Source organism: Leucobacter aridicollis (assembly GCF_024399335.1).
GTDB lineage: Bacteria > Actinomycetota > Actinomycetes > Actinomycetales > Microbacteriaceae > Leucobacter > Leucobacter aridicollis_A.
This window is the reverse complement of sequence record NZ_CP075339.1, coordinates 3200666-3222115: the sequence shown is the minus strand read 5'-3', so window position 1 is coordinate 3222115 and position 21450 is coordinate 3200666. Positions and strand designations below refer to the sequence as shown.

Annotated in this window: 22 protein-coding genes; 16 read left to right on the top strand and 6 right to left on the bottom strand. The window is 64.0% G+C overall.

Annotated elements, in window-relative coordinates; translation table 11 throughout:
* Nucleotides 1-45: 45 nt before the first annotated feature.
* From KI794_RS14490 to KI794_RS14445, 10 genes are all read left to right on the top strand, one after another.
* Entirely contained in the window at nt 46-972 is a 927-nt protein-coding gene (locus KI794_RS14490; RefSeq protein WP_119282678.1) for an ABC transporter permease, read from the top strand.
* Nucleotides 969-1919, top strand: coding sequence for an ABC transporter permease (locus KI794_RS14485; RefSeq protein ID WP_119282679.1), 951 nt, complete (start codon nt 969-971; stop codon nt 1917-1919). Before KI794_RS14490 ends, KI794_RS14485 begins: the two co-directional genes overlap by 4 nt.
* Complete coding sequence (locus tag KI794_RS14480) at nt 1916-2872, top strand: ABC transporter ATP-binding protein (RefSeq protein ID WP_119282680.1); 957 nt, start codon at nt 1916-1918, stop codon at nt 2870-2872. The genes KI794_RS14485 and KI794_RS14480 overlap by 4 nt, the downstream gene beginning before the upstream one ends.
* Complete coding sequence (locus tag KI794_RS14475) at nt 2865-3659, top strand: ABC transporter ATP-binding protein (RefSeq protein WP_119282681.1); 795 nt, start codon at nt 2865-2867, stop codon at nt 3657-3659. Before KI794_RS14480 ends, KI794_RS14475 begins: the two co-directional genes overlap by 8 nt.
* Nucleotides 3660-3684: 25 nt before the next feature.
* Nucleotides 3685-4401, top strand: coding sequence for a PIG-L deacetylase family protein (locus KI794_RS14470; RefSeq protein ID WP_119282866.1), 717 nt, complete (start codon nt 3685-3687; stop codon nt 4399-4401).
* Nucleotides 4401-5102, top strand: a complete 702-nt coding sequence (locus tag KI794_RS14465) for a GntR family transcriptional regulator (protein WP_162921133.1) — start codon at nt 4401-4403, stop codon at nt 5100-5102. The genes KI794_RS14470 and KI794_RS14465 overlap by 1 nt, the downstream gene beginning before the upstream one ends.
* The gene (locus tag KI794_RS14460) at nt 5095-5877 is read left to right on the top strand and encodes an SDR family NAD(P)-dependent oxidoreductase (protein ID WP_162921134.1); all 783 of its coding nucleotides are present in this window, start codon (nt 5095-5097) and stop codon (nt 5875-5877) included. The genes KI794_RS14465 and KI794_RS14460 overlap by 8 nt, the downstream gene beginning before the upstream one ends.
* Nucleotides 5874-6725, top strand: coding sequence for an SMP-30/gluconolactonase/LRE family protein (locus KI794_RS14455; protein ID WP_255808493.1), 852 nt, complete (start codon nt 5874-5876; stop codon nt 6723-6725). The genes KI794_RS14460 and KI794_RS14455 overlap by 4 nt, the downstream gene beginning before the upstream one ends.
* Before the next feature lie 65 nt (nt 6726-6790).
* The gene (locus KI794_RS14450; RefSeq protein WP_162921135.1) at nt 6791-7681 is read left to right on the top strand and encodes a hypothetical protein; all 891 of its coding nucleotides are present in this window, start codon (nt 6791-6793) and stop codon (nt 7679-7681) included.
* Nucleotides 7682-7694: 13 nt separating this feature from the next.
* On the top strand, nt 7695-8915 hold the full coding sequence (locus KI794_RS14445; protein ID WP_255808492.1) for a mandelate racemase/muconate lactonizing enzyme family protein: 1221 nt from the start codon (nt 7695-7697) through the stop codon (nt 8913-8915).
* A gap of 55 nt (nt 8916-8970) precedes the next feature.
* Here KI794_RS14445 and KI794_RS14440 read toward each other — a convergent pair whose 3' ends face one another.
* Complete coding sequence (locus KI794_RS14440) at nt 8971-9648, bottom strand: SDR family NAD(P)-dependent oxidoreductase (RefSeq protein ID WP_255808491.1); 678 nt, start codon at nt 9646-9648, stop codon at nt 8971-8973.
* Between the two features lie 112 nt (nt 9649-9760).
* Between KI794_RS14440 and KI794_RS14435 the strand changes: the two genes are divergently transcribed.
* Nucleotides 9761-10531, top strand: a complete 771-nt coding sequence (locus KI794_RS14435; RefSeq protein ID WP_119282687.1) for an IclR family transcriptional regulator — start codon at nt 9761-9763, stop codon at nt 10529-10531.
* 72 nt (nt 10532-10603) lie between these two features.
* Here KI794_RS14435 and KI794_RS14430 read toward each other — a convergent pair whose 3' ends face one another.
* Nucleotides 10604-13375 carry an RCC1 domain-containing protein gene (locus KI794_RS14430; RefSeq protein WP_255809778.1) on the bottom strand — a complete coding sequence of 924 codons (2772 nt, stop codon included), beginning with the start codon at nt 13373-13375 and terminating at the stop codon, nt 10604-10606.
* An 81-nt stretch (nt 13376-13456) separates the two neighbouring features.
* On the opposite strand from KI794_RS14430, the gene KI794_RS14425 reads away from it, so the two are divergent.
* Nucleotides 13457-15178: an AMP-binding protein gene (locus tag KI794_RS14425; protein WP_255808490.1), complete on the top strand. Its 1722-nt coding sequence runs from the start codon at nt 13457-13459 to the stop codon at nt 15176-15178.
* A 121-nt stretch (nt 15179-15299) separates the two neighbouring features.
* Here KI794_RS14425 and KI794_RS14420 read toward each other — a convergent pair whose 3' ends face one another.
* Complete coding sequence (locus tag KI794_RS14420) at nt 15300-15551, bottom strand: hypothetical protein (protein ID WP_255808489.1); 252 nt, start codon at nt 15549-15551, stop codon at nt 15300-15302.
* A gap of 2 nt (nt 15552-15553) precedes the next feature.
* Nucleotides 15554-15823, bottom strand: a complete 270-nt coding sequence (locus KI794_RS14415) for a GlsB/YeaQ/YmgE family stress response membrane protein (RefSeq protein ID WP_119282691.1) — start codon at nt 15821-15823, stop codon at nt 15554-15556.
* Nucleotides 15824-16035: 212 nt separating this feature from the next.
* On the opposite strand from KI794_RS14415, the gene KI794_RS14410 reads away from it, so the two are divergent.
* On the top strand, nt 16036-16917 hold the full coding sequence (locus KI794_RS14410) for an SDR family oxidoreductase (protein WP_255808488.1): 882 nt from the start codon (nt 16036-16038) through the stop codon (nt 16915-16917).
* A 218-nt stretch (nt 16918-17135) separates the two neighbouring features.
* Here the strand turns inward: KI794_RS14410 and KI794_RS14405 are convergent, their stop codons facing one another.
* Both KI794_RS14405 and KI794_RS14400 read right to left on the bottom strand, forming a co-directional pair.
* Nucleotides 17136-17591 carry a TFIIB-type zinc ribbon-containing protein gene (locus tag KI794_RS14405; RefSeq protein ID WP_119282693.1) on the bottom strand — a complete coding sequence of 152 codons (456 nt, stop codon included), beginning with the start codon at nt 17589-17591 and terminating at the stop codon, nt 17136-17138.
* 62 nt (nt 17592-17653) lie between these two features.
* Complete coding sequence (locus KI794_RS14400; protein ID WP_119282694.1) at nt 17654-18850, bottom strand: PucR family transcriptional regulator; 1197 nt, start codon at nt 18848-18850, stop codon at nt 17654-17656.
* Between the two features lie 180 nt (nt 18851-19030).
* Between KI794_RS14400 and KI794_RS14395 the strand changes: the two genes are divergently transcribed.
* Genes KI794_RS14395 through KI794_RS14385 form a run of 3 tightly spaced genes read left to right on the top strand, consistent with a single transcriptional unit; the run spans nt 19031 to nt 21408 of the window.
* Nucleotides 19031-20383 (top strand): MFS transporter, encoded by a 1353-nt coding sequence (locus KI794_RS14395; RefSeq protein WP_255808487.1) that lies wholly within the window; start codon nt 19031-19033, stop codon nt 20381-20383.
* Nucleotides 20380-20760 carry a RidA family protein gene (locus KI794_RS14390; protein WP_119282695.1) on the top strand — a complete coding sequence of 127 codons (381 nt, stop codon included), beginning with the start codon at nt 20380-20382 and terminating at the stop codon, nt 20758-20760. The genes KI794_RS14395 and KI794_RS14390 overlap by 4 nt, the downstream gene beginning before the upstream one ends.
* A gap of 3 nt (nt 20761-20763) precedes the next feature.
* On the top strand, nt 20764-21408 hold the full coding sequence (locus KI794_RS14385; RefSeq protein WP_119282696.1) for an RraA family protein: 645 nt from the start codon (nt 20764-20766) through the stop codon (nt 21406-21408).
* The last annotated feature ends 42 nt before the right edge of the window (nt 21409-21450 follow it).

Sequence of the window (21450 nt, the reverse complement as noted above, 5' to 3'; positions counted from 1 at the left end):
GGAAGGTGCCGGGGGTTTTGCCAGGAGCCGAAGGAGGCACCCACTTTGAGATATGTACTTTCACGTATCGGACAGGCCGCAATCGTTGTCTGCGTGATCTCGGTGGGAGCCTTCTTCGCGCTCCGGCTGACTGCCGGTGACCCGGCCCGCATCCGCGGGCAAGTCTTCACGCAGGAGTCAGTGCTGCAGGCCTATCGCGAACAGTTCGGCACTGACAAACCCATCATCACGCAGCTCTTCACGACGATCGGTGGCATGTTCCGGGGTGACTTTGGCACAAGCTTTCGCTACGAAGTTCCAGTGCTTGAGATCCTGCTCCCAGCACTGAGCAACACGCTGCTGCTCGGCGGTATCGCGCTCGCAATTTCGTTCGTTCTCGCGACAGTCCTGGGTACGCTGTCGGCTCGAAACCCAGGCAGCCTCGTCGCGCGCTTCAGCTCGCTGCTTGCGATTATCGGTCAGAGCGCGCCTCTCTTCTGGGTATCGCTGCTCTTGATCTCGGTGTTCGCGATGAATTTTGCCTGGCTTCCTCCCGGCGGGCTCGACAACTGGAAGAGTCTCGTGCTCCCAGTCACAGCGCTCACGTTGAGCATCCTCCCCTCCCAGATGCGCGTGCTCATCAGCGGGGTGCGCAAGGAGCTCGGTGAAGACTACGTGCGATCCGCCCGGGCCTTCGGTCTCTCCGAGACAAAGATTGGGTTCGTGTATGTCTACCGAAACGCAGTCCTGCCGCTCATGACTGTAATCGGTGTCGACATGGGAACCGTTCTCGGTGGTGTCATCGTCGCTGAGATGGTCTTTAACTATCCAGGCCTCGGAAGCGTGGCGCTCAACGCGATGAACGCCCGTGACTATCCCCTGATCCAGGGAGTGACGATCATCGCGGCAATTACGTTCGTGCTCATCAACCTCATTGTTGATCTGCTGTACACCGTGGTGAACCCCCGTGTCCGGCTCGGAAAGGCTGCATGATGAAGACGAAGAACCGGGCATCAGCGGTTGCCCTGACAACCCCGCTGTTTTGGGTCAGCTCAAGCGTGCTTGTCGCCATCATCCTCATGTCGTTCGTTTGGCCGTTTTTCTTGCCTGACCCGAACGCGCAAGAACTTGCGTCGCGGCTACTCCCGCCGCTCAGCGACGGGCATCTGCTCGGAACCGATAGCCTCGGGCGTGACCTGCTGAGCCGGATCGTCAATGGCGGCCGAATTTCGCTGCCTGTTGCGCTCATCGGCATGACAGGGTCGATCGTCATAGGCGTCTTGGCTGGCCTGCTTGCAAGCTCGTCGCAGCCAGGAGTGCGCTGGACGGTTGAGCGACTCATTGACGTGCAGATGGCGCTGCCCTACGTGATCCTCGCGATCGTCATTGTGAGCGCGGTCGGGACCTCGCTCGGCGTGCTCATTGTCCTCATGATGCTCGCAGGCTGGGCCTCTGCCGCACGCGTTGTGCGTTCGGTCGCAGTTGGTGAGCGAGCGAAAGACTACGTGCGGGCGGCCGAGATGGTCGGCGCCGGCGGCGGGAGAGTGCTGTTTCGCTACATCGGACCGACTGTGCTTCCCGTCGTACTGACGATCGCACCACTCCAGGCCTCCGCGATGATTGTGATGGAGTCGACACTGTCGTTCCTCGGACTTGGTATCCAGCCGCCAACCGCTTCGTGGGGTGGCGTGCTCCTCGAAGGCAAGTCGTACATGGCCGACGCCTGGTGGCTAACTACGCTCCCAGGCATCATGATCGCGATTACCTGCGCAGCAATGATTGGGCTCGGCACTTCACTCGAGGCGATCGTTCGCAAACGCCAGAAGCTCCGCGCGGTCGATAGCGGAGCTGAAGACCCACTGAATGCGGAGCAGAACGCGGCGCCCGACGGCCCGCTGACCTCGGCAAATCGCGTGATTGAAGGGATGTCCTCGCTGTGACCAATATCCAGGGCGCCGTCCCCATTATTGACGTGCAGGGCCTCTCGGTTTCGCTCGGGTCTGTGTCGCCCGATGCGCCCGCGCTCGTGCACGAACTCGACCTGCAAGTGCGACCCGGCGAATGTGTCGGGCTCGTTGGCGAGTCAGGATCAGGCAAGTCCCTCACTGGGCTCACGACGATGGGCCTGCTCCCCGAGGGGCTCCATGTTCGCTCGGGTGAGGTTCGGTTCATGGGAGATGACCTGACCGCGCTCACCGACGCTGAACTGCGCAGGCTTCGCGGTGCGGAGCTGTCGATGATTTTTCAAGATCCGTCAGCAGCGCTGAACCCGACTCGCACAGTCAAGAAGCAGCTCGTCGACGTCTTGCGGGCGCACGGGACGATGACGAAGAAGACGGCGGAGGAGCGTGCGATCGAGGCGCTCAACGACGTCGGGTTTCCAAACCCTCGCGAACGATTCAACTCGTTCCCGTTCCAACTTTCAGGCGGGCTCAAGCAGCGTGTGTGCATCGCTATGGCGCTCGCATGCAAGCCCCGCTTTGTCGTTGCAGATGAGCCGACAACGAACCTCGATGTGAGTGTGCAGGAGGGGATTCTCAACCTGATTCGTTCACGGATCGAAAGCGATGGCTTTGGCTGTCTCTTCGTGAGCCACGACCTTGGCGTCATTGGCGCCGTCGCAGACAGGGTGATGGTCATGTATGCGGGCCAAATCGTCGAGTCGGGCCCGGTTGAGAGCATTCTGAATAATCCACAGCATCCGTACACACGAGGTCTCATCGACGCCGCACCGACGCTCAACAGCACCAAGGCTGAACCGCTCAAGCCATACACGGCAGTGCGGCCACGGATGTCTGCAACCCGCCAGGCGAGCACCATGAAGTCGGTTGACGGAAGCGTCGAGCACGTCGTCAGAGTGCCGACAGAGACGAGAGGGGCCTCAGATGGTTGAGATTTTGCGAGGCGAGCACCTGCGGCGAGAGTACCGGATCCCCGGCCAGCGGGCTCCGCTTGTGGCAGTCGACGACGTGACGTTGACTGTGGCGTCTGGCGAGATCGTCGGGCTCGTCGGAGAGAGCGGGTCGGGTAAGAGCACAGTCTCACGCATGCTCGTTGGCATCGAGCACGTGACCTCAGGCGAGCTCTACTTCAACGGGACCCAAGTGCGCACTCGCGGTGATTTCCGAACGCTGAGAGACGACGTCCAGTACGTGTTTCAGGATCCGTACGGATCGCTCGCGCCGCACCTCACAGTGCGCCAGACTGTTGGAGACTCGCTCGACCTGAGGGGAGAGGGAAGCCCGAAGGATCGCGACGCTCGAGTTGCTCAGGTTCTCGAAGAGGTGGGGCTTCGTGCTGCAGACGCACAGAGCTATCCGGCTGTGTTCAGCGGTGGCCAGCGCCAGCGCATTAGCCTCGCTCGTGCGTTAATTATGCAGCCGCGCCTGATTATTTGTGACGAGATCACCTCCGGGCTCGACGTGTCGGTACAGGCGCAGATCCTGAACTTGCTGCTCGAGCTTCGCGACAGGCTCGACGTTGCTTACATCTTCGTGTCGCACGACCTTCGCGTGGTGAAGTATCTCTCTGACCGGATCATTGTGATGAAGCAGGGACAGATCGTCGAAGAAGGAAACGTTGACAAGATCTTCGCGGCCCCCACAGCGCAATACACGCGGGACCTCATCGCGGCGGTTCCACATTTCGATCCAGCTCGTGGATCAGTAGACGTTCTCTAACACTGAGAAAGAAAGAGTGAAGACGATGAAGGTACTAGCAATTGGGGCCCACCCCGATGACATCGAGAACTTCTGCGCGGGCACCTTGATCCTGCTCGCTGACGCCGGGCACGAGGTGTTTGTCGCGATCGCCACGAAAGGGGAGATCGGGCACCCGACCGGCACGAAGGAGGAGATCGCCGAGATGCGGCACGCTGAGGCGCTCGCGGCATGCGAGCTCATCGGGGCGAAGCTCATCTGGATGGGCTACGACGACGAATTCTTGTTCAGTAACAGGGAAACCCGACTGAGCTTCATAGACGCGATCCGCGAGGCGCAGCCGGACCTGATGTTCATTCTGAGCGAGCAGGACTATCACCCCGATCACCGGATCGCTGGAACGATTGCTCGCGACGCGAGGATCCCGGCGAGCGTGCCGCTCATCGAAACCGCGTTCCCGCCCGCAGAAGTCCCCACAACATTCATCATGGACACCTACCAGGGTCAAAACTTTGTGCCCGAAGGCTACGTCGACATCACTTCAGTGATTGAACGGCGCAAGGAGATGCTCGCGCAGCACGTGAGCCAGGTAGCGTGGATGGAACGGATCTTCGAAACTGACATGGACGACGACTCGACCCGTATGGCGCAGCAGCGCGGGCGCGAGGCCGGCGTGCAGTTTGCAGAGGGTTTCCAACTTCTGGGTGACCATCCGAGGGTTGGTGGATGGGAAATGTTGCCGAATGTGATCGGAGTGAACTGATGGCCAAAGAGCAGGAAGCGCGCGTGCTGCGTGACCGCCTGACGATCTCGCAAGAGCTGACTGACATTCTGCGAGGCAGAGTGATCCGAGGCGAGATTAGCCCGGGGGCACGCATCGCGGAGGAATCGATTGCCAAGGAATTTGGGATCAGCCGCGGCCCCGTGCGCGAGGCGTTGCGGCAGCTCGAGAAGGACGGGTTGATCGTCGTTGAGGCGTTCAAGGGGGCGATCGTCGTCGAGATCTCAGACGCCGACTTGCGGGGGATCCTACTTCCCGTGCGGTACGTACTCGAGAAGTTCGCGCTCGAGGGCGCGCTCAGGGTGCTGCAGCAACGCGACATCGATGCGCTGCAGCACATCATCGATCAGATGACAGAAACCGTGGAGGCGGGCGGCCCAGAGCAACTGCAGAAGCTTGTCGATCTGGACGTCGAGTTCCACTCATACATCATCAAGATGTCTGATGACTACCACGCCGAGCAGTTGTGGTCGACGATCGAGCCGCGCATTCGAGCGGGGTTTTACCAGCTTGGGTCGCTTCACGAGCATCCGGGAATCATTGTGGACGAGCATGTTCAACTGCTTGCGGTGATCCGCGGTGGAGACCTGACGGCCGCGCTCGAGATGCTTGATGAGCATGTTCTGGCATCGCCGATTCGGCTGCTTGGGCGAAAACAAGGCAGTGAGGTCCGCAGTGACTGAGCCGACAGTCATCTACCGCAGCCTCCACGATACGCACGTGCTCGTGAGCGGTGGCGGCAGCGGCATTGGTCTCGCCACCGTGAGCGCGCTGCTCGCTCAGGGGTGCCGAGTCTCGGTTGCCGATGTGGCACTCGACGCTGTTGAGGCGCTCCGCGACGGGGTAAATAGTGACCGTCTGAGCGCCTCACGTGTGGATGTCACCGATACTGCGAGCGTTGACGCCTGGGTGTTGGCCGCCTGCGAAGAGTTCGGTGCGCCGAACGGGCTCGTTGTCTCTGCGGGAATCGAGCCTGAGACTGACGCCGCCGTAGACAGTCTCGCTGATGCCGTGTGGCACAGGGTCGTCGACGTGAACGCAGGCGGCACGATGCGTGTCTCCCGCGCCGCCGTCGGCGCGATGCTCCGTGCGACGCCGGGATCGGCAAGCATCGTACTTATTGGCTCGCCGACAGGCCATTTCGGAATGGAACTCGGACACCACGCGTACAGCGCGAGCAAGGCAGCCGTAACAGGGCTCGGCCGAGTCATGGCGAACGAGTATGCGGCTCACGGCATTCGTGTGAATGTTGTCTGGCCTGGGCTCATCGATACTCCGATTAACGATTTCGTGATGCGCGACGAGGCAAAGCTCGAGCAAGAAGTTCAGGCGATTCCGCAGCGCCGAGTCGGGCGATCAGCTGAAATCGCCGCGATGGGTCTCTTCTTGCTGAGTGATCAGGCTGGCTACTGCACCGGCGGGGTCTTCACTGTTGACGGCGGATTGACCGCGGTATGAGTGCGGCACGAGCTGAACGTGTACTTGGCGCGCCTCGCGGCACGCTACTCGAAGCGCCGATATGGTCACCGGACACTGGCACGCTTTCGTGGGTCGATATTCAATCAGGGCGCCTGTTCCTGCTTGATCCGGTGCTCGGAAGCGTGACGACCTACGAGACTGGCGTTGCGCCACTCGGCGCCGCGCTCCCGCGACTCGGCGGCGAGTTTTCGCTCATCGGTGGCGAGGGGGTGTACCTGTGGCGGACTGATGCGCAGAGCGTGGGCGCACCCGAAGCTTTGTTTGGCGGCGGAGAGCGGGGGCTCATCTCGAACGACGCGCGACGCGATCCGTGGGGGAGGCTGTACGTCGGAAGGATGGCGGCTGACGAATCTGTGGGGGCCGGTTCGCTCGTCGCGATTGAAGGCGGGGGTGAGCAGCGAGTCGTCGCAACCGGCCTGACGATTCCGAACGGGCTTGCATGGAGCCCAGACGGGGCGTGGCTCTTTTTCGCTGAGAGCATCGAGCAGCGCGTCTACCGTGTGCCGACGAGCGCTGCGGGCGAACGATGGAGCGAACGGGAGGTGCTCATCGAATACGCCTCGGAACTGCCAGATGGACTTGCAATTGGCCCAGACGGCAACCTCTGGGTCGCGTGCTACGGGGCCGGCAGAGTGGACAGGTTCTCGCTTTCTGGCGACAAGTTGGGTGAGTTTTCCCTCCCTGTGTCTCAGGTCACCGCGTGCGAATTTGTTGGCAGCAACCTGTACGTGACCACGGCCGCTGAGGGCTTCGGCGACGACGACTGGGAACGCGAGCCTCTTGCGGGCTGCATGTTCGTTATCCGCGCTGCCATCGCGGAGACGTGACAGTGGGCCGCCGCATTGTGCTTCAGAACGCAGACTTACGCGTTGTGTGCCTGCCGGGGCACGGGATGCTCATCACTGAAATAGTTCCCCAAAGTCACGGGGCAAATCTCCTGTGGCAGCGCCAGGACGGGCCCCTCCACGACTTCGATCGCCCGGCCACCGCGACGAGCGAGGCAGACCCGTTTGATGAGCAGGTGTTCGCTGGAGGCTGGTTCGGGATGTTTCCGAACGCAGGCATCCCTGGCGTCTTAGATTCGGGCGAACAGATGCATGGAAGCTTCCCCCGCGAAGCCTGGAAGGTCGTGCACCAGGGCGACGCCACCCTGTCGTGCACCCTGGAAACCGACGGCTTTGAGGCGGTGCGAACACTGCGCCTCACTGAGAACACAGTGCGTGTTGACACCGAGGTCACAAATGTCCGCGCGGGGGATCGCGAGGTGAGCTTCGGTGAGCATCCCTGTTTTTCCAGGGAGGTGTTCGGCGGAGGCACGGTGTTGGTGGAGGCTGACGGCGCCCACACGACGAACGAGGTCTCCGAGCCTGGCGCGAACCGTTTCGCAGCCGGACAGGAATTCGTGTGGCCGCACGCGGAGGTCGTCGGTGGCGGTGTCGCGCGAGTCGACCTCGTTCCTGTGGAGCCAGACGCTTCGCACGATCACTTGTGCGTCAGGCTTGCAGACCCGTGTGTCGAGATCTCGGTTCCACGGTTGGGCGGCAAGGTGAGCGTGCGCTCGGACATGGGGGCGACGCCGAACTTGCTTTTTTGGCGACACTTTCGCCCGCCCGCATCGCCATGGCGAGGCGACGTCTTCGGGATAGAGATGATGTCGACTCCGGGGCGGACACGTGATGACGCTCGTGCGGCGGACGCCCTGCGCGTTGTGCGGCAGGGAGAAACGGTGAAGTGGTACCTCGCAGTGTCGTGGGATGTGCGCCCCATTTCGGCATATAGTTAACTGTTAACAATATGTGATTGTTGTTGATTCGATGCTCAAAGGTGAGGGAACGGAGGACGGCGTGCAGATCAACGCGGTCGACTTTTTTTATGCGGCAATGCCGGAGGTAACGCTCGACGCTGATGGGAGCCAGGACGCGCTTCTCGTGCGGGTGCGCTCAGACTCCGGCCTTGAGGGGTGGGGGGAGTGCGAAGCCTCGCCGCTCGTTTCTATCGCCGCCTTCGTGACCCCCCGTTCGCACGGCGTGTGCCAGCCGGTTGCCGCGTCTGTACTCGGGGAAACCATCGAGCAGCCCGCGGATATTGCGCGGCTCAGCGCCAACCTTCGACGCAACAGCATGGATCTCCTGCAGGCCGCGCACACTTGGTCTGGAGTAGAGATGGCGCTCTGGGACTTGCTTGGCAAACACCACGGGCTCCCTGTGTGGCAGCTGCTTGGTTACGAGCAGAACCTTTCGAAGCAGCCGTATGCCTCGCTGCTTTTTGGCGCGACCCCCGAAGAAACGTATAAGCGAGGTAACGACGCAGTCGCCGCGGGCTACACCGCGGTGAAGTTCGGCTGGGGTGGCTTCGGTGGCGGGGCCCTTGAGGCAGACCGGGATCAACTGCGTGCCGCGCGTGATGGCATCGGCGGGGCCCAATTAATGGTCGACGCCGGCCAGATCTGGGATGACGATGTTGACGCAGCGTCCTTGCGGATCCCGCTACTCGAAGAGTCGGGGGTGCTCTGGCTCGAGGAGCCATTCAGTCCATACGATTATCGCGCGCACGCCGAGCTCGCACGGCGATCACCGAACGTTTCGCTTGCGGGTGGGGAAGCATCGCATAACCCGGAGATGGCGAAGAACCTCATCCGCTTCGGTGGCGTCCGGTTCGTGCAGATCGACACGGGCCGCGTTGGTGGAATCGGGGCTTCGAAGGAGGTTGCGGACTTTGCTGCAGCTGAAGGGGTGACGTACGTGAACCACTCGTTCACGTCGCACCTCGCGCTCGCCGCATCGCTCCACGCCTTTGCCGGCCAGGCGAGCAGCGCGCTGTGCGAGTTCCCGCTGGCGTTGAGTCCGCTCGCTCGTGCAGTTACGACTGTCGCGCTCGAACCCGACGCTGAGCGGCGGGTCAGCGCGCCCGGGGGGCCGGGTCTTGGGGTCTCGGTTGATCTTGCGGGGGTGGGACAGTACCTGCGCGACGTCGAGATCCGGGTTGGTGGGGAGCTATTGACCGCAGTGGCGGTGTGAACTTGGAGTGCGCCGGGTCGCGCGCCCGCGGCGACGGACCCGGTGCGCTCGCCAGCTAGTAGGTTGCCCGACCGCCGCTGATGTCGTAAACAGCGCCCGTCGAGAAGCTGCATTTGTCAGAGCTCAGCCATGCGATGAGTTCGGCGACTTCCTCGGCCTTCCCGATGCGTCCCATCGGGATGAGGCTTGTGATGTGTGCGAGCACTTCTGGCGCGGTGTGGTCATTCATGGAGGTCGCGACCACGGCGGGGGCGACCACGTTCGCGAGGACGCCGTGGGGAGCCAGCTCTTTGCCAAGGGTTTTGGTGAGCCCGATCACTGCGGCCTTCGACGCAGAATACGGGGCCATGTTTGGGTTGCCATCTTTGCCAGCCATGCTTGCGATGTTGACGATGCGGCCCCAGCCTGCCTCGATCATGCCCGGTGCAAATGCCCGGCACATGTTGAATGTGCCTGTGAGATTGACCGCGAGGGTTCGCGTCCAGTTTTCGTCGGTGATCTCCCATGTCGGCGCGCTGTCACCCACGATTCCCGCGCTGTTGATGAGGATGCTAATTGGCCCAACCTGCCTGGCAGCTTGAGCGACCGCGTTCGGGTCGCTCACGTCGACTTGGACGTCGGCGAGCGGCGATATGTCCATGGTGATGACGTCCACGCCATCGGCGCCGAGCCTGGCGGCTGTCGCCGCTCCGAGGCCGCTCAGTCCTCCGGTCACTACTGCTGTCAGAGACATCGTTGTCCTTTCCTGTTGTGGGCACTGTGATGTGATTATATTCCAATAGATAGAATCGGATGCCAATTATTTGAACTCCGCGAGCTAGTAGGCTGATCATCCTGGAGGACACATGCCTGAAGAACGAGCGGTTGGTGCAGACCGAGTCTTGGTGGTTCTGAGTGAGCTGGGCCGACATCCTCGTGGGGCGACGCTCGAAGAACTCGCGTCTGTCTTGGGCGAGCCAAAGTCAAGCGTGCACCGTGCGCTATCGACGCTGAGAAAACGCGGGTTTGCGCTTCAGAACCCCTCTGGGGGCTATGAGCTTGGCGACGAGCTCCTGCGCCTTGCTTTTTCAGTTCACGAGCAGCGCCCCGAAGGTGCGAGGATCAACCCGGTTCTCACGCGTCTTGCTGAGAGGTTTGGAGAGACAACTCACTTCGCGGTTCTCGACGGCGGCGAGGTTGTCTACCGCGCAAAAGCCGACCCTCCGGGCGGAAGTATGAGACTAACGTCAGTGATCGGAGGGCGTAACCCCGCTCACGCCACGGGGGTGGGTAAAGTGCTCCTCGCCGAGCGATACCGTGACCGCGGGGGCTTCGACGACTGGGTAGGGGCCAGGTCGTTGACCGCCCGTACGCAGGCCACCGTCACAAACGCGGATGCGCTCTGGCGCGAGCTCGAGCTGTGCAGAGCTCGTGGATACGCGCTCGACGAGCAAGAGAGCGAGGTCGGTGTTGAGTGCATCGCTGTTCCCATTGCGCTTCACGTCCCGGGCCGAATCGACGGCGCAGTGAGCGTGAGTGCTATCGCGGTGCGCACATCGGTCAGTTCGCTTATTCGCCGGATTGACGAGATCCGTGACGAATTGGGGAGCCTCGCGGTCGATTTCTCGCGTACGTAGCAGACAGCCCCAGCCGGGTCTACGGGGAGTGGCAGCTCAACCGTGGCTTTCCGGGACCCCCGCTGCGAGGCGCTACCGCGCCTGCCGTCTGCGGTTGGCGACGGCCAAGCAGGCAAGACCGAGCCCGAACAATAGGGCAGCGCTCGTGAGCATGCCTGCGGCCTCGCTGCCGGACTCAGCGATGCCGGGTTTGGGCGAGGTCACTGGAGGTTGAGGCGCTAGCGCCGGGGTCACCGGCGGCTTGGTTATCGGCGGCACGACGGCAGGCTCCCACCCGGCCGTGAGCTGCAGGTCGCCTATCACGGGCGACGCGAAGTCGTAGACGTCGCCGTCAGCGAGCCACGCCGTGAACGTGAAGCCAGCTCGGGCGGGAGCGTCTGGTTTCACCACGGGGGCGCCGCTTTGCACGTGCTGAGTGAACGCATCGCTGCCGTTTGCAGGGTCAAAGGTGACTGTGAAGTGCGTAGCAGGTGCTTTTTCCCACTGCGCCGACAGGTTGAGATCGGTCGTCACTGGCAGGTCGAAGTCGTACTCTGTGCCGTCAAGCAGCCAGCCTGCGAAGATGTAGCCATCACGAGCTGGGGGCTGCGGCTGCAGGACTGGCTCACCTGAGACGATCTCCTGGGTGGTCGGAGCTTCACCGTTTCCCGGGTCGAACCTCACCGTGTAAATGGGGAGAGGTGCTGCTTGCCATCCCGCCGTCAGGGTGACGTCTGCGACGATGGGCGTCGCAAAGTCGTACGGGGCGCCGTCAAGCAGCCAGCCAGTAAACTCGAACGCTTCGCGAACGGGGTCTGCCGGCGCTGAGACTGACTCACCGTGGGGTACTTGGGTCGTAAACGCGTCGTTGCCGTTTGCCGGGTCAAACGTCACGCTGTGCATTTCAATAATGTCTTCTTGCCATCCGGCAATGAGCGTGATGTCCCTGTCGACGGGGGCGCCGAAGTCGTAGATTGCGCCGTCGAGGGTCCACCCTGTGAAAGTGAATCCGTCACGCACGGGCGTCGTGTCGGGCTCGGCCACTGCTCCACCTGCGAGGACAGCCTGTGATTGAACTTCTGATCCGCCCGCTGCGTCGAACGTGACTGTTCGTGTGGGAACTCGCAGCCCGGCCGGCTGCGTGATCTCGGTGCCAAGCGCGTTTGTTGCGACGACGCGGTAGTCGACGTTCACGTGTTCGGGGCCGACAAGGACGGTAATCGATTGCGAGTCGTTTGAAACGCTGACTGCTGGGTCGGCCTCGACTGACCGCCAGCCTGCCCCGTCGTCCACCAAGTACTCCCAAGTGAGTTGCGGCGCGGGACTTCCAGTCGCCTGGGTCGAGAACGTGGCCTCGGCGCCAAGACGGGAGTCCTGGGAAGCGGGCGCCGTCACCGTTGGAAGGTCACCGTATAGGTATCCCCGTGGGAGCGTGATCGAGTCTTGCGGCTCGCCGTTGACAGCCCAATCGACCTCCACATCCACCGCGCCATACTCGTCGCCAGCTGGCGTTTGCACAGTGGCGCTTCCGGTGGCATCGTGCGTGATGTGGGTCCCGGGATGCGCCCCGAACGTGACACCCGTGACTTTCGCCTTCATCTCGGGTGGGAGCACAGGTGACGGAGTTGGGAGGTCGTCTCGGGTACCGTCTCCGAGTTGACCGAACGAATTACTTCCCCAGCTGTACGAGAGTCCGTCACTGCCGCGCGCGAACGAAGTGCCTGCGCCCGCGGAGATGCCGATGAAGCTGACGCCGGCTGGAGCGCGTACGAGCGTTGGGGTCGAATTGCCTGCAGACGACGTTGCGCCGTTGCCGAGTTCGCCCGAGGCGTTCGAACCCCAGGCGTAGATGTCGCCGTCGACTGTGAGCGCGAGTGTGTGATCGCCGCCTGAGACGACGCGTTCGAAGAGCACGCCAGCAGGTGTCGCCACTTTGACAGGCACGCGACTATCCGCGGTGTTGGCTCCAGTTCCCAGCACACCGTTGTAGTTGGAGCCCCACGAGTAGAGCTGTTTGTCGTCGCCGAGTGCGACTGAGAAGTCCCACCCGGCTGCCACCTGCGTATAGCTCACGCCTCTGGGAGTGGTGACCTTGGTCGGCTTGTTGAGCGGGCGCGGGAACGCGGATGTTCCGAGGAGTCCGTAGGAGTTCGTGCCCCAAGCGTAGGTGTTGCCATCGCTGCCGACCGCCAGTGTGTGGTCTGCGAGGGCGCTCAGGTCGGTGAACGTGACGCCCGTTGGCATCATTACCGGGACCGGGGTGGGCTGCAGATAGTTGTAGGTGCCGTCGCCGAGCTGGTGGTTGAGGTTCAAACCCCACCCGTATGCGTTCCCGGCAGAGTCGATGCCGAACGCGTGGTCGTTTCCGGCGATGATTTTGGCAAATTGAACACCGCCTGGAGGAGCAAGCTCTGCTGGAAGCGATCGTCGCCCTTGTGTGGACCCGTCACCAAGGGCGCCGTACTCGCCTCTGCCCCAGGCGTACGACTTGCCGTCGCTCCCGACTGCATAGGACGTGAAGGTTCCGACAGCGACGTCGTCAAAGGTGACGCCTGCGGGGGTCTGGGACCGTACCGGAACGGTCTTGGACCCTGATTCTTCGGCGCCAATCTCGTCGGCTCCGTTGCCACCCCAGCCGTACACGCGCCCGTCCTCACCGATCGCAAGTGACGAGTGGTTGCCCCCGCTGATGCGCACAATCTTGGGTGGCGCAGGGGGAGATGGGACGTCGATGCTCACTGTTTGGCCGCCGAGAAGTGGCCCCTCCGCAGGGGTCAGTGAAGCCGCCCCCGCTGCCGGAGTTACAGCAAGCACAGCCGATAGGGCCGCCCCTGCCATGGCCTGCACGAATTTCAGCTGCCGCATCCCCACGCCCCAATTCCTAGTAAATGCATAGCTTCCGGTCATCGTACAACGTTGGTGTCGGCCATGGGTACCCTAGTATTCATGCATCTGAATGAAACGCGCGAGTGGAATCGGTTCTATGCCACGGGCACGCCGATTGACATCGAGCCAGTCACAGGATCCCTCGCCGACTTGCTCGACGAGCGCTGCGCGCAGTGGGCGGACCGCGACGCGATCAGCTTCTTTGGCCGGACTGTTACCTACCGCGAGCTCGGAGAGCGGGTCTCCCGGGTGGCGCAAGGCCTCGCGGACCTCGGCGTTGGCACGGGCGATCGTGTTGCGCTCATCATGCCGAACGCCCCTCAGCACGTCATCGCGTTCTACGCTGTGCTTAGGCTCGGCGCGATCGTCGTCGAGCACAACCCGCTGTACACCCGCGACGAGCTCGAAACGCAGTTCCGCGACCACCGCGCGAGCGTTGTCATCGCCTGGACGAACGTCGTCGGGACCGTGCAGTCGCTGCCCAAGGATCTTGGCATCGAGACCGTCGTCGCGGTCGACGTTACCCGGGCGATGCCGTTTGCGACCCGGGCAGCGCTTCGCCTGCCGATCGCCAAGGCGCGCGAGGGGCGGGCGAAGCTCTGGGCGGAGACGACGGGAACCGTGGCGTTCGTGGATCTCGAGCGCGCCCAGCTTCTCCCGGCAAGCCACCCCCGGCCAGGCCGCGATGACATTGCCTGCCTGCAGTACACTTCGGGCACGACGGGCACACCGAAGGGCGCGATGATCTCGCACGGCAACCTGTGGGCGAATGCCCGTCAGGGGGCGGCGTGGATGCCTGACTTCACCCGCGGCGAGGGGTCGATCTACGGCCTCCTCCCGATGTTCCACTCTTTTGGCGTGCTGCTGTCGATCATCTATTCGATCGAGACTGGCTCGCGCGCGGTGCTGTTTCCGACCTTTGACCCCGAGCTTGTCTCACAGGCAGCGAAGCGCTTCCCGCCGACCTTCGTGCCAGCGGTGCCGCCAATGTTTGACCGCCTCGCCCGCGTTGCGCGCGACGGCAAGCTCGACCTCTCAGGCGTTGTTTACGCGATCTCTGGCGCGATGACGCTTACTCCCGCGGTAGTGAACCGGTGGGAGGCGCTCGCTGGCAGCATGCTGAACGAGGGCTACGGGCTCACTGAGACAAGTCCGGTCGCGCTTGCGAACCCCTTCAGCGACGCGCGCAGGATCGGAGCCATCGGCATCCCATTCCCTTCGACCGATATTCGTGTCGTGAATCCCGACGAGCCGACCGAGCAGGTCGAACTCGGCGAGGTCGGAGAGCTGCTCATTGCCGGGCCGCAGGTCTTCCAGGGGTACTGGAACCGGCCAGAGGAGACGGCAGCAACCCTACTTGAAGGTGGCTGGCTCCGTACCGGGGATCTTGTGGTGCAGGATGAGGACGGCTTCGTCACCGTCGTCGACCGCAAGAAAGAGCTCATCATTACTGGAGGTTTCAACGTCTCTCCGAGCGAGGTCGAGCGCGTCGTGAACACGGTGCCCGGCGTCGCTGAGAGCGCTGTCGTCGGTGTCGCGCGTGGCAGCGGAGCCGAGATCGTTACCGCGGTTGTGGTGCTCGAAGAGGGTGCAACCTTCGATGAGGGCGCCGCTCGTGAAGCCGCCCGCGAGCACCTCGCCGAGTTCAAGCGTCCGAGCACGTACGTTGTGTGGGAGGAGCTGCCGAAGTCACTGATCGGCAAGGTGCTCCGTCGGACCGTCCGGGATACGCTCGTTGCCGACCGCAACGCCGTGCGCGCCAAGGTCGATCCTGAGGTATAGCCCGGGCCCTAGTCCGCACCGGACCCAGCGCGCATGAGTATGCCCCGCCCGTGTCGGGCGGGGCATACTGGCCAGCGGAGAACTGAACGCCTAGGGGGACCCGCTGGGGTGACGGGCGGGGTTACCCTCCGCTGGTCTCGTCGCCGCGGTCAGCTTCGCGTCCGTGCTCGGGTGCTGCCGTTGCGGGGCCAGACGGGACCGCGCCGCCCTCGGCGGTCCAGTCTGAACCGAGGTGGGTGTCGTGGGCAGGGTCGCTCGCGACGTCGTTCAGGGCGTGAGCTGACCCCTTGCCAGTCTCAACGGTGACGGTGCTGGGTTCGTCGGCCGTCCGCTGAGTGGAGTCCGTGTGCGTCGTGGAATCAGACTGTGTCATGGTTACGCCTCCCGCCTGCGGCCGCCCGTGATCATGCCGAAGACGAGTAGTACGACGACCGAGCCGCCGATTGCGACCAGCCAGGATTCAATCGACCAGAACTCGCCGAGGTTGGCACCGAACAGCATGCCGCCGAGCCAGCCGCCGACCATCGCTCCGACAACGCCGAGCAGTAGCGTCATGAACCAGCCTCCGCCGTGTTCGCCTGGCAGTAGCGCCTTTGCGATAGCACCCGCGATGAGGCCGAGAATAAGAAATGCGATGAAGCTCATGGTGCTGCTCCTTCCCGCCGAACGACTTTCGTTGAGGCGTGAAAGATACGGTACGCCCGGGCAAGGGCGGCGGCGAGGGGGTTGTGTTTCGCGATACGCCTGTGGTATTTCGTGCGTGGTCGCGGCTGAATGCTGGGAATTCAAGGGGTTGGGGAGTCGCGCTGTGAAAGGGAAGCTCGAACCACACGTTATCGAGAGCGAGGGAGGCAATCATGACACCGCACGTGGACCCGCGAACGAAGTACCCGAGGCCACCGTGGGCGAAGCAGCCACAGGAGTCGCAGCCCGGCTTGACGGGACCGATGATTCCGCAGCCCGACCACGGCGAACATAGCTACCGGGGCAGTGCCCGGCTTACGGGGGCGCGAGCGCTCATCACTGGCGGAGACTCCGGCATCGGCCGGGCGGTCGCGCTCGCGTACGCCCGTGAGGGTGCCGACGTCGCGATCGGGTACCTGCCCGAGGAGGAGGCCGATGCGCTCGAGACGCGGCGGCTCGTTGAAGCAGAGGGCTCCCGGTGCGTGCTGCTCCCCGGCGATCTGCGCGACGAGTCGACCTGCGTGGAGACGGTGCGCGACACCGTCGTCGAGCTTGGCGGCCTGGACGTTCTTGTGCTGAACGCGGGCACGCAACGCCGACGCGACGCGGACGCGCAGATCGACCGGGAGGCGGTGCTCACGGTGTTTGAGACCAACCTTGTTGCGCCGCTGCTGCTCGTCCGCGAGGCGGCGCCGCGCCTCACGCCCGGTGCGAGCATCATTGTGACCGCATCGATCCAGTCGTTTGAGCCGAGCCCGGACCTGCTCGACTATGCAATGACGAAGGCCGCGCTCGTGGGGTTCACGCGCGCCCTCGCGGAGCAGCAGGGCGAGCGCGGCGTGCGGGTGAACGCCGTGGCGCCCGGCCCGGTCTGGACGCCGCTGATTCCCGCGACGGGGTGGGACGAGAAGCAGGAGCACTTCGGCGACAACACGCCGCTGGGGCGACCCGCACAGCCCGCGGAGCTCGCAGGTGCGTACGTGTATCTCGCGTCGGAAGAGGCGTCTTACGTGTCCGGGGCGGTGCTGCCAGTCACGGGCGGGCGGCACCCCTAGTGGGAGCAGGCTGGCGGCTCGCGACCGCGTAGCCTCGCCGCAGAGCCCCTTTCATGCAAGACACCCCCTTACCAACTGAGGAGAAGGGGGTGTCTTGCATGAAAGGGGCTTCCCCGTGGGGCGACGGCACGCAAGCCCGGGCTCAGCGTTCGGGGGGCTCGGCACTCAAGAGCCGGTGTGCCCCGAACCCTGGGCCACCGCCCCAGTGGCGCGAGCGCCTAGGAGTCGAAGATATCGCCGAGGAACTCGAACGGGCTCTTCTTCTTGCGGTAGCGCGGGTCACCGTAGCCGCCACGGCTGCGGTCGTCGTAGCGGGGCTTCCGGTCGTCGCGGTCGCGGTCGTAGCCTCGGTCGCGCCGATCGTACTCACGCTCGCCGTAGCCGCGGTCGCCATACCCTGTGGGCTGCGGCGGCACCGGCTGTGAGTAGTGGTCGCCGAGCGGCGGCGCGGGACTGGGTGCGGCGGGAGCCGCCGGGGCTGCGGGCGGCTGTGGGGCCTGGTGTTGCGGGGCCTGCTGCCCGGCGAAGGCCTCGGCCTCGGCCTGCGCGCGCTCAAGGATCTTGTCGAGCTCGCCGCGGTCGAGCCAGATGCCGCGGCACTGGGGGCAGTAGTCGATCTCGATTCCCTGACGCTCACTCATGAGCAGGGTTGTTCCGTCGCTAGGGCAGTTCATGGCTTCAGCGTAGAGAAAGCGGGCCGCGAAATACCTGGGACGGGGCCACTCTCAGGGCGGATTCAAAGGGACTCGAGATCAGGATCGCGCGCGCCCGACAGCGCGATCAGCGCCCTGGCTGCGTCGCGAGGCACTGTCGGGTCCATGCCTGTGAGGTCATGGAACGCGCGAAGCCTGTTGACGACGGTGTTGCGGTGCACGAACCCGGCCTCAGCGGTGAGCTTCACCGATCCTGTTTCGCAGTACGCGAGGAATGTGTCAATGAGTCGACCGCGATCGCCAGGGGAGACCGACCCGAGTCCGGCGACGGCCGCGGGGCTGAGCCCGGGAAGGATGGGCGCGAGGGCGTCAGCGGCGACAGGTGGCCAGAGTTCGTGCTCGTCGCTGAGCCGCCCATCGGGGGCGTAGGGCGCCAGCAGATGGGCGAGGCGAGCCGCCTCAGCCACCCCGGCGAGACCCGCGATCTCGTCGACGACGACCCCCCGCGTGGCGGCGAGCGGGTGTCGCCCGAGGACGTCGGCACGCGGCCTGACAAAGAGCACGCCGTCGTCGAAGTCCCAGACGAGGAAACGGGCGCGCGTGTGCTGTAGGTCGGCGACGAGCCTGTGGGCGCTGGCTGCGTCGGCAGATGGCACGAGCACCACCTCGTACTCGGCGTCGAGCGGAGTGCCGAGCTCTTCCGCGACCTCGGCGGCAACATCCTCGGGGCGTTCGGCAGCGAGGAGCCTCGCGATCGCCCGCGTCTCGGCGGCCCGGGAGTCGAGCGCGAGTGTGTCGAGCTCGTTGAGAAATGCGACCTGGACCTCGCTGATGTAGTCCTCAACCGTGGAGAGCACGACCTCTGCGTGCGCGACGAGGAGGGCGGCGTCTTCGGCTGAGACGACTCGGGTGAGTCCCGCCCACAGCACGCGGTAGTCGAGGCGCACGGCCTCGAGGAGCCTGTCGCGATCGACCCCCTGACGAGCGCGCCGCACGCCAAGTCGCTGGGGGAGATCTTGCAGGTGCTCGGGGAGCGGTTCGCCGCGGAGTTCGGTGATGAGTAGCGTCAGCGTCTCGCGCGCGGTCGCGCGGATATCGCTGGCTGAGATATCCTCGTAGCCGCTCCCGACGGCCTGGAGGCGTGCAACGAAATCGTCGACGAGCGCGTCCATGTCGTCGCGGAGGTCGGCGAGGGTCGTGATCCACCACTGATCCTGGGGTGCCTCGCTCGTCACTGTGCGTGTCACTGTCGCATCTCCCTCGCCGGCCGTCGCTTCCATAATATTGAATCTTTACACACTCCAAACGTCACTTTGGGGCGCAAACTTGAACGAGGATGTGCAGATGCATAATCTGCGGGGTCAACCGTGTGCGAATGTCGATTGCCGCTTTCGCGAGAACAGGCGAACGTTGATAGGTGGGCCAGCGACGTGCCCAACACGTATTCCATGGAGGAAACAATGACTGCACAGCTAGCTACGGACGAGGCTGTCCCAAACGCACGCCTTGACCAGTCCAAGATGCGAAAGATCGCCACGGCGAGCGTCATCGGAACGACTGTTGAATGGTACGACCTGTTCCTATTCGGAACCGCCTCGGCCCTCGTCTTCAACCAGGTCTTCTTCCCCGACCTGCCCCCGGCCGTCGGCACGATCCTGTCGTTCCTGACGTTCGCAGCGGCCTACGTCGCGCGTACCGTCGGCGCGATCCTGTTCGGCCACTTCGGCGACCGCCTCGGCCGCAAGTCGATGCTGCTCGTCTCGCTGCTCACGATGGGCGCGGCGACCCTCGCGATCGGCCTCGTTCCCGACTACAACACGATCGGCATTGCCGCGCCGTTCATCCTGCTGACACTCCGCATCATCCAGGGCCTCGCCCTTGGCGGCGAGTGGGGCGGCGCGGTGCTCATGACCGTTGAGCACGCGCCCGAGAACAAGCGCGGCTGGTATGGCTCGCTCGTGCAGGTCGGCGTTCCGTTCGGCACGCTGCTCGCGAACGTCGCGTTCCTCATCGTCACCGCCTCGGTGTCGCAGGAGGCGCTCATCTCGTGGGGCTGGCGTGTTCCGTTCATCGCCTCGATCCTGCTCGTTGCGGTCGGCATCTACATCCGCCTGAACATCGAGGAGACCCCGAGCTTCCAGCAGGTCCGCGAGCAGGGCGCGAAGGCGAAGCTGCCGTTTGCGTACCTCATGAAGCACTACTGGAAGCAGGTTGTGCTCGGTGGTATCGCGACCCTCTCGACTGGTTCGACGTTCACGCTTATGGTCGCCTCAGGCATGAACTACGGCACGAGCGAGAAGGGCTTCTCGGCGAACCTCATGCTCTGGGTTGTGCTCGTCTCCTGCCTCCTCGGCCTGTTCCTCATCCCGTTCTTCGGCAAGCTCTCGGACAAGTACGGTCGCAAGCCGATCATCGCGGCGGGTATCGCAGCCGAGGCGCTCCTCGCATTCCCGTTCTTCTGGCTCATCAACACCGGCAACACCGGTGCAGTGTTCCTTGCGTACGGTCTGATGATGGTCGCGTTCTCAGCGAACTACGGCCCGATCGCGACGTTCCTCGCCGAGCTCTTTGGCTCGAAGGTGCGCTACTCGGGGCTCTCGATCTCTTACATGCTCTCGGGCCTGCTCGGCTCGGCAATCACCCCCGCGATCACCGTGTGGCTGCTCGACCTTACCGGCCAGAGCGACTCGATCGCCTGGTACATCGCCGCCGCGGCAGTACTGTCGTTCGTTGCGCTGTTCCTGCTGAGCGATAACCACAAGCGCGACATCGACCGCGTGGGCGCTACGACTGCAATCTCGGTCGACCATTGATTCGGCGGATCGACTCGGCGCCGGGGCTCGCCCCGGCGATCGGACCCTACTCGCAGGCTGTCGTCGCGAACGGGTTGGTGTTCACGACGGGGCAGGTGCCGTTTCACGCAGACGGCACCGCGCCCGCGGAGTTCGAGGATCAGGTGCGTGTCTGCATCGAAAACCTCCGCTCCGTCCTCGAGACCGCTGGCTCGGGCCTCGATCTCGTGGTGAAGGTGAACGCCTACCTCACGGCGCCCGAGCAGCGGGACCCGTTCAACCGGATCTACGCCGAGTACTTCGGCGACGCGAAGCCTGCGCGCACGACGGTGTGCGTAGACATCTGGGACATTCCGTTCGAGATTGAGTGCGTCGCCGTCGTACGTGAGGAGGCCTAACCAATGAGTCGATCCACCGATGAACTGATCGCGGCGCTCACAAGCGTCGAGATTCCGACGCTCGGGCACTTCCTCGAGGATGGATTCTGCGATCAAGATCTCCGCCCGATGAACCGCGGCCCCCAGCTCGTGGGGCGCGCCCGCACGCTCGATCTCACCGAGCCTGACGCGTTCGCGGTGAACCGCGCGCTGCTCGCGCTTGAACCGGGCGATGTGCTCGTGATCCGCGTTGCCGGTCGCGGGCACGCCCCGGTCGGCGCGGTCACCGCCCACGCCGCGATCGCGCAGGGTGCGGCGGGTATCGTCGTCGACGGCCCGGTCACTGACCAGGCGGCGCTGCGCGAGCTGCAGGATCGGCTCCCCGTATTCGCGACGGGCCTCACTGCGCGCACGACCAAGCGCTCGGGCGCCCTCGCGGGCGAAGTCGACGGCGCGCTGGATCGGGTGATCGAGGTTGCCGGCGTGACAGTGCGCCCTGGGGACCTCGTGCTGGGCGACGCCCAGGGGATCCTGATCCTGCCGCCTGAGGGCCCAGGCGACGACGTGCTTGACGCTGCCCTCGCGTCTGACGCGGCGGAGCCCGCGCTCGTTGCGCGCATCAGCTCGGGCGAGCCCCTGTCGGCGATCCTCGCCACCGGCGACGCCTGACCGCGCCCGCTTGGCACCGCCGACCGATACTTCGAATTCCGC

What these genes read in the sequence shown, in the direction of transcription:
- KI794_RS14395 (WP_255808487.1), top strand. Translation starts at nt 19,031, where the DNA reads ATGACTGCACAGCTAGCTACGGACGAGGCTGTCCCAAACGCACGCCTT.
- KI794_RS14455 (WP_255808493.1), top strand. Translation starts at nt 5,874, where the DNA reads ATGAGTGCGGCACGAGCTGAACGTGTACTTGGCGCGCCTCGCGGCACG.
- KI794_RS14475 (WP_119282681.1), top strand. Translation starts at nt 2,865, where the DNA reads ATGGTTGAGATTTTGCGAGGCGAGCACCTGCGGCGAGAGTACCGGATC.
- KI794_RS14415 (WP_119282691.1), bottom strand. Translation starts at nt 15,823, where the DNA reads ATGAGCTTCATCGCATTTCTTATTCTCGGCCTCATCGCGGGTGCTATC.
- KI794_RS14425 (WP_255808490.1), top strand. Translation starts at nt 13,457, where the DNA reads ATGCATCTGAATGAAACGCGCGAGTGGAATCGGTTCTATGCCACGGGC.
- KI794_RS14485 (WP_119282679.1), top strand. Translation starts at nt 969, where the DNA reads ATGATGAAGACGAAGAACCGGGCATCAGCGGTTGCCCTGACAACCCCG.
- KI794_RS14405 (WP_119282693.1), bottom strand. Translation starts at nt 17,591, where the DNA reads ATGAACTGCCCTAGCGACGGAACAACCCTGCTCATGAGTGAGCGTCAG.
- KI794_RS14465 (WP_162921133.1), top strand. Translation starts at nt 4,401, where the DNA reads ATGGCCAAAGAGCAGGAAGCGCGCGTGCTGCGTGACCGCCTGACGATC.
- KI794_RS14440 (WP_255808491.1), bottom strand. Translation starts at nt 9,648, where the DNA reads ATGTCTCTGACAGCAGTAGTGACCGGAGGACTGAGCGGCCTCGGAGCG.
- KI794_RS14385 (WP_119282696.1), top strand. Translation starts at nt 20,764, where the DNA reads ATGAGTCGATCCACCGATGAACTGATCGCGGCGCTCACAAGCGTCGAG.
- KI794_RS14470 (WP_119282866.1), top strand. Translation starts at nt 3,685, where the DNA reads ATGAAGGTACTAGCAATTGGGGCCCACCCCGATGACATCGAGAACTTC.
- KI794_RS14400 (WP_119282694.1), bottom strand. Translation starts at nt 18,850, where the DNA reads ATGGAAGCGACGGCCGGCGAGGGAGATGCGACAGTGACACGCACAGTG.
- KI794_RS14435 (WP_119282687.1), top strand. Translation starts at nt 9,761, where the DNA reads ATGCCTGAAGAACGAGCGGTTGGTGCAGACCGAGTCTTGGTGGTTCTG.
- KI794_RS14430 (WP_255809778.1), bottom strand. Translation starts at nt 13,375, where the DNA reads ATGCGGCAGCTGAAATTCGTGCAGGCCATGGCAGGGGCGGCCCTATCG.
- KI794_RS14410 (WP_255808488.1), top strand. Translation starts at nt 16,036, where the DNA reads ATGACACCGCACGTGGACCCGCGAACGAAGTACCCGAGGCCACCGTGG.
- KI794_RS14420 (WP_255808489.1), bottom strand. Translation starts at nt 15,551, where the DNA reads ATGACACAGTCTGATTCCACGACGCACACGGACTCCACTCAGCGGACG.
- KI794_RS14450 (WP_162921135.1), top strand. Translation starts at nt 6,791, where the DNA reads ATGCTCATCACTGAAATAGTTCCCCAAAGTCACGGGGCAAATCTCCTG.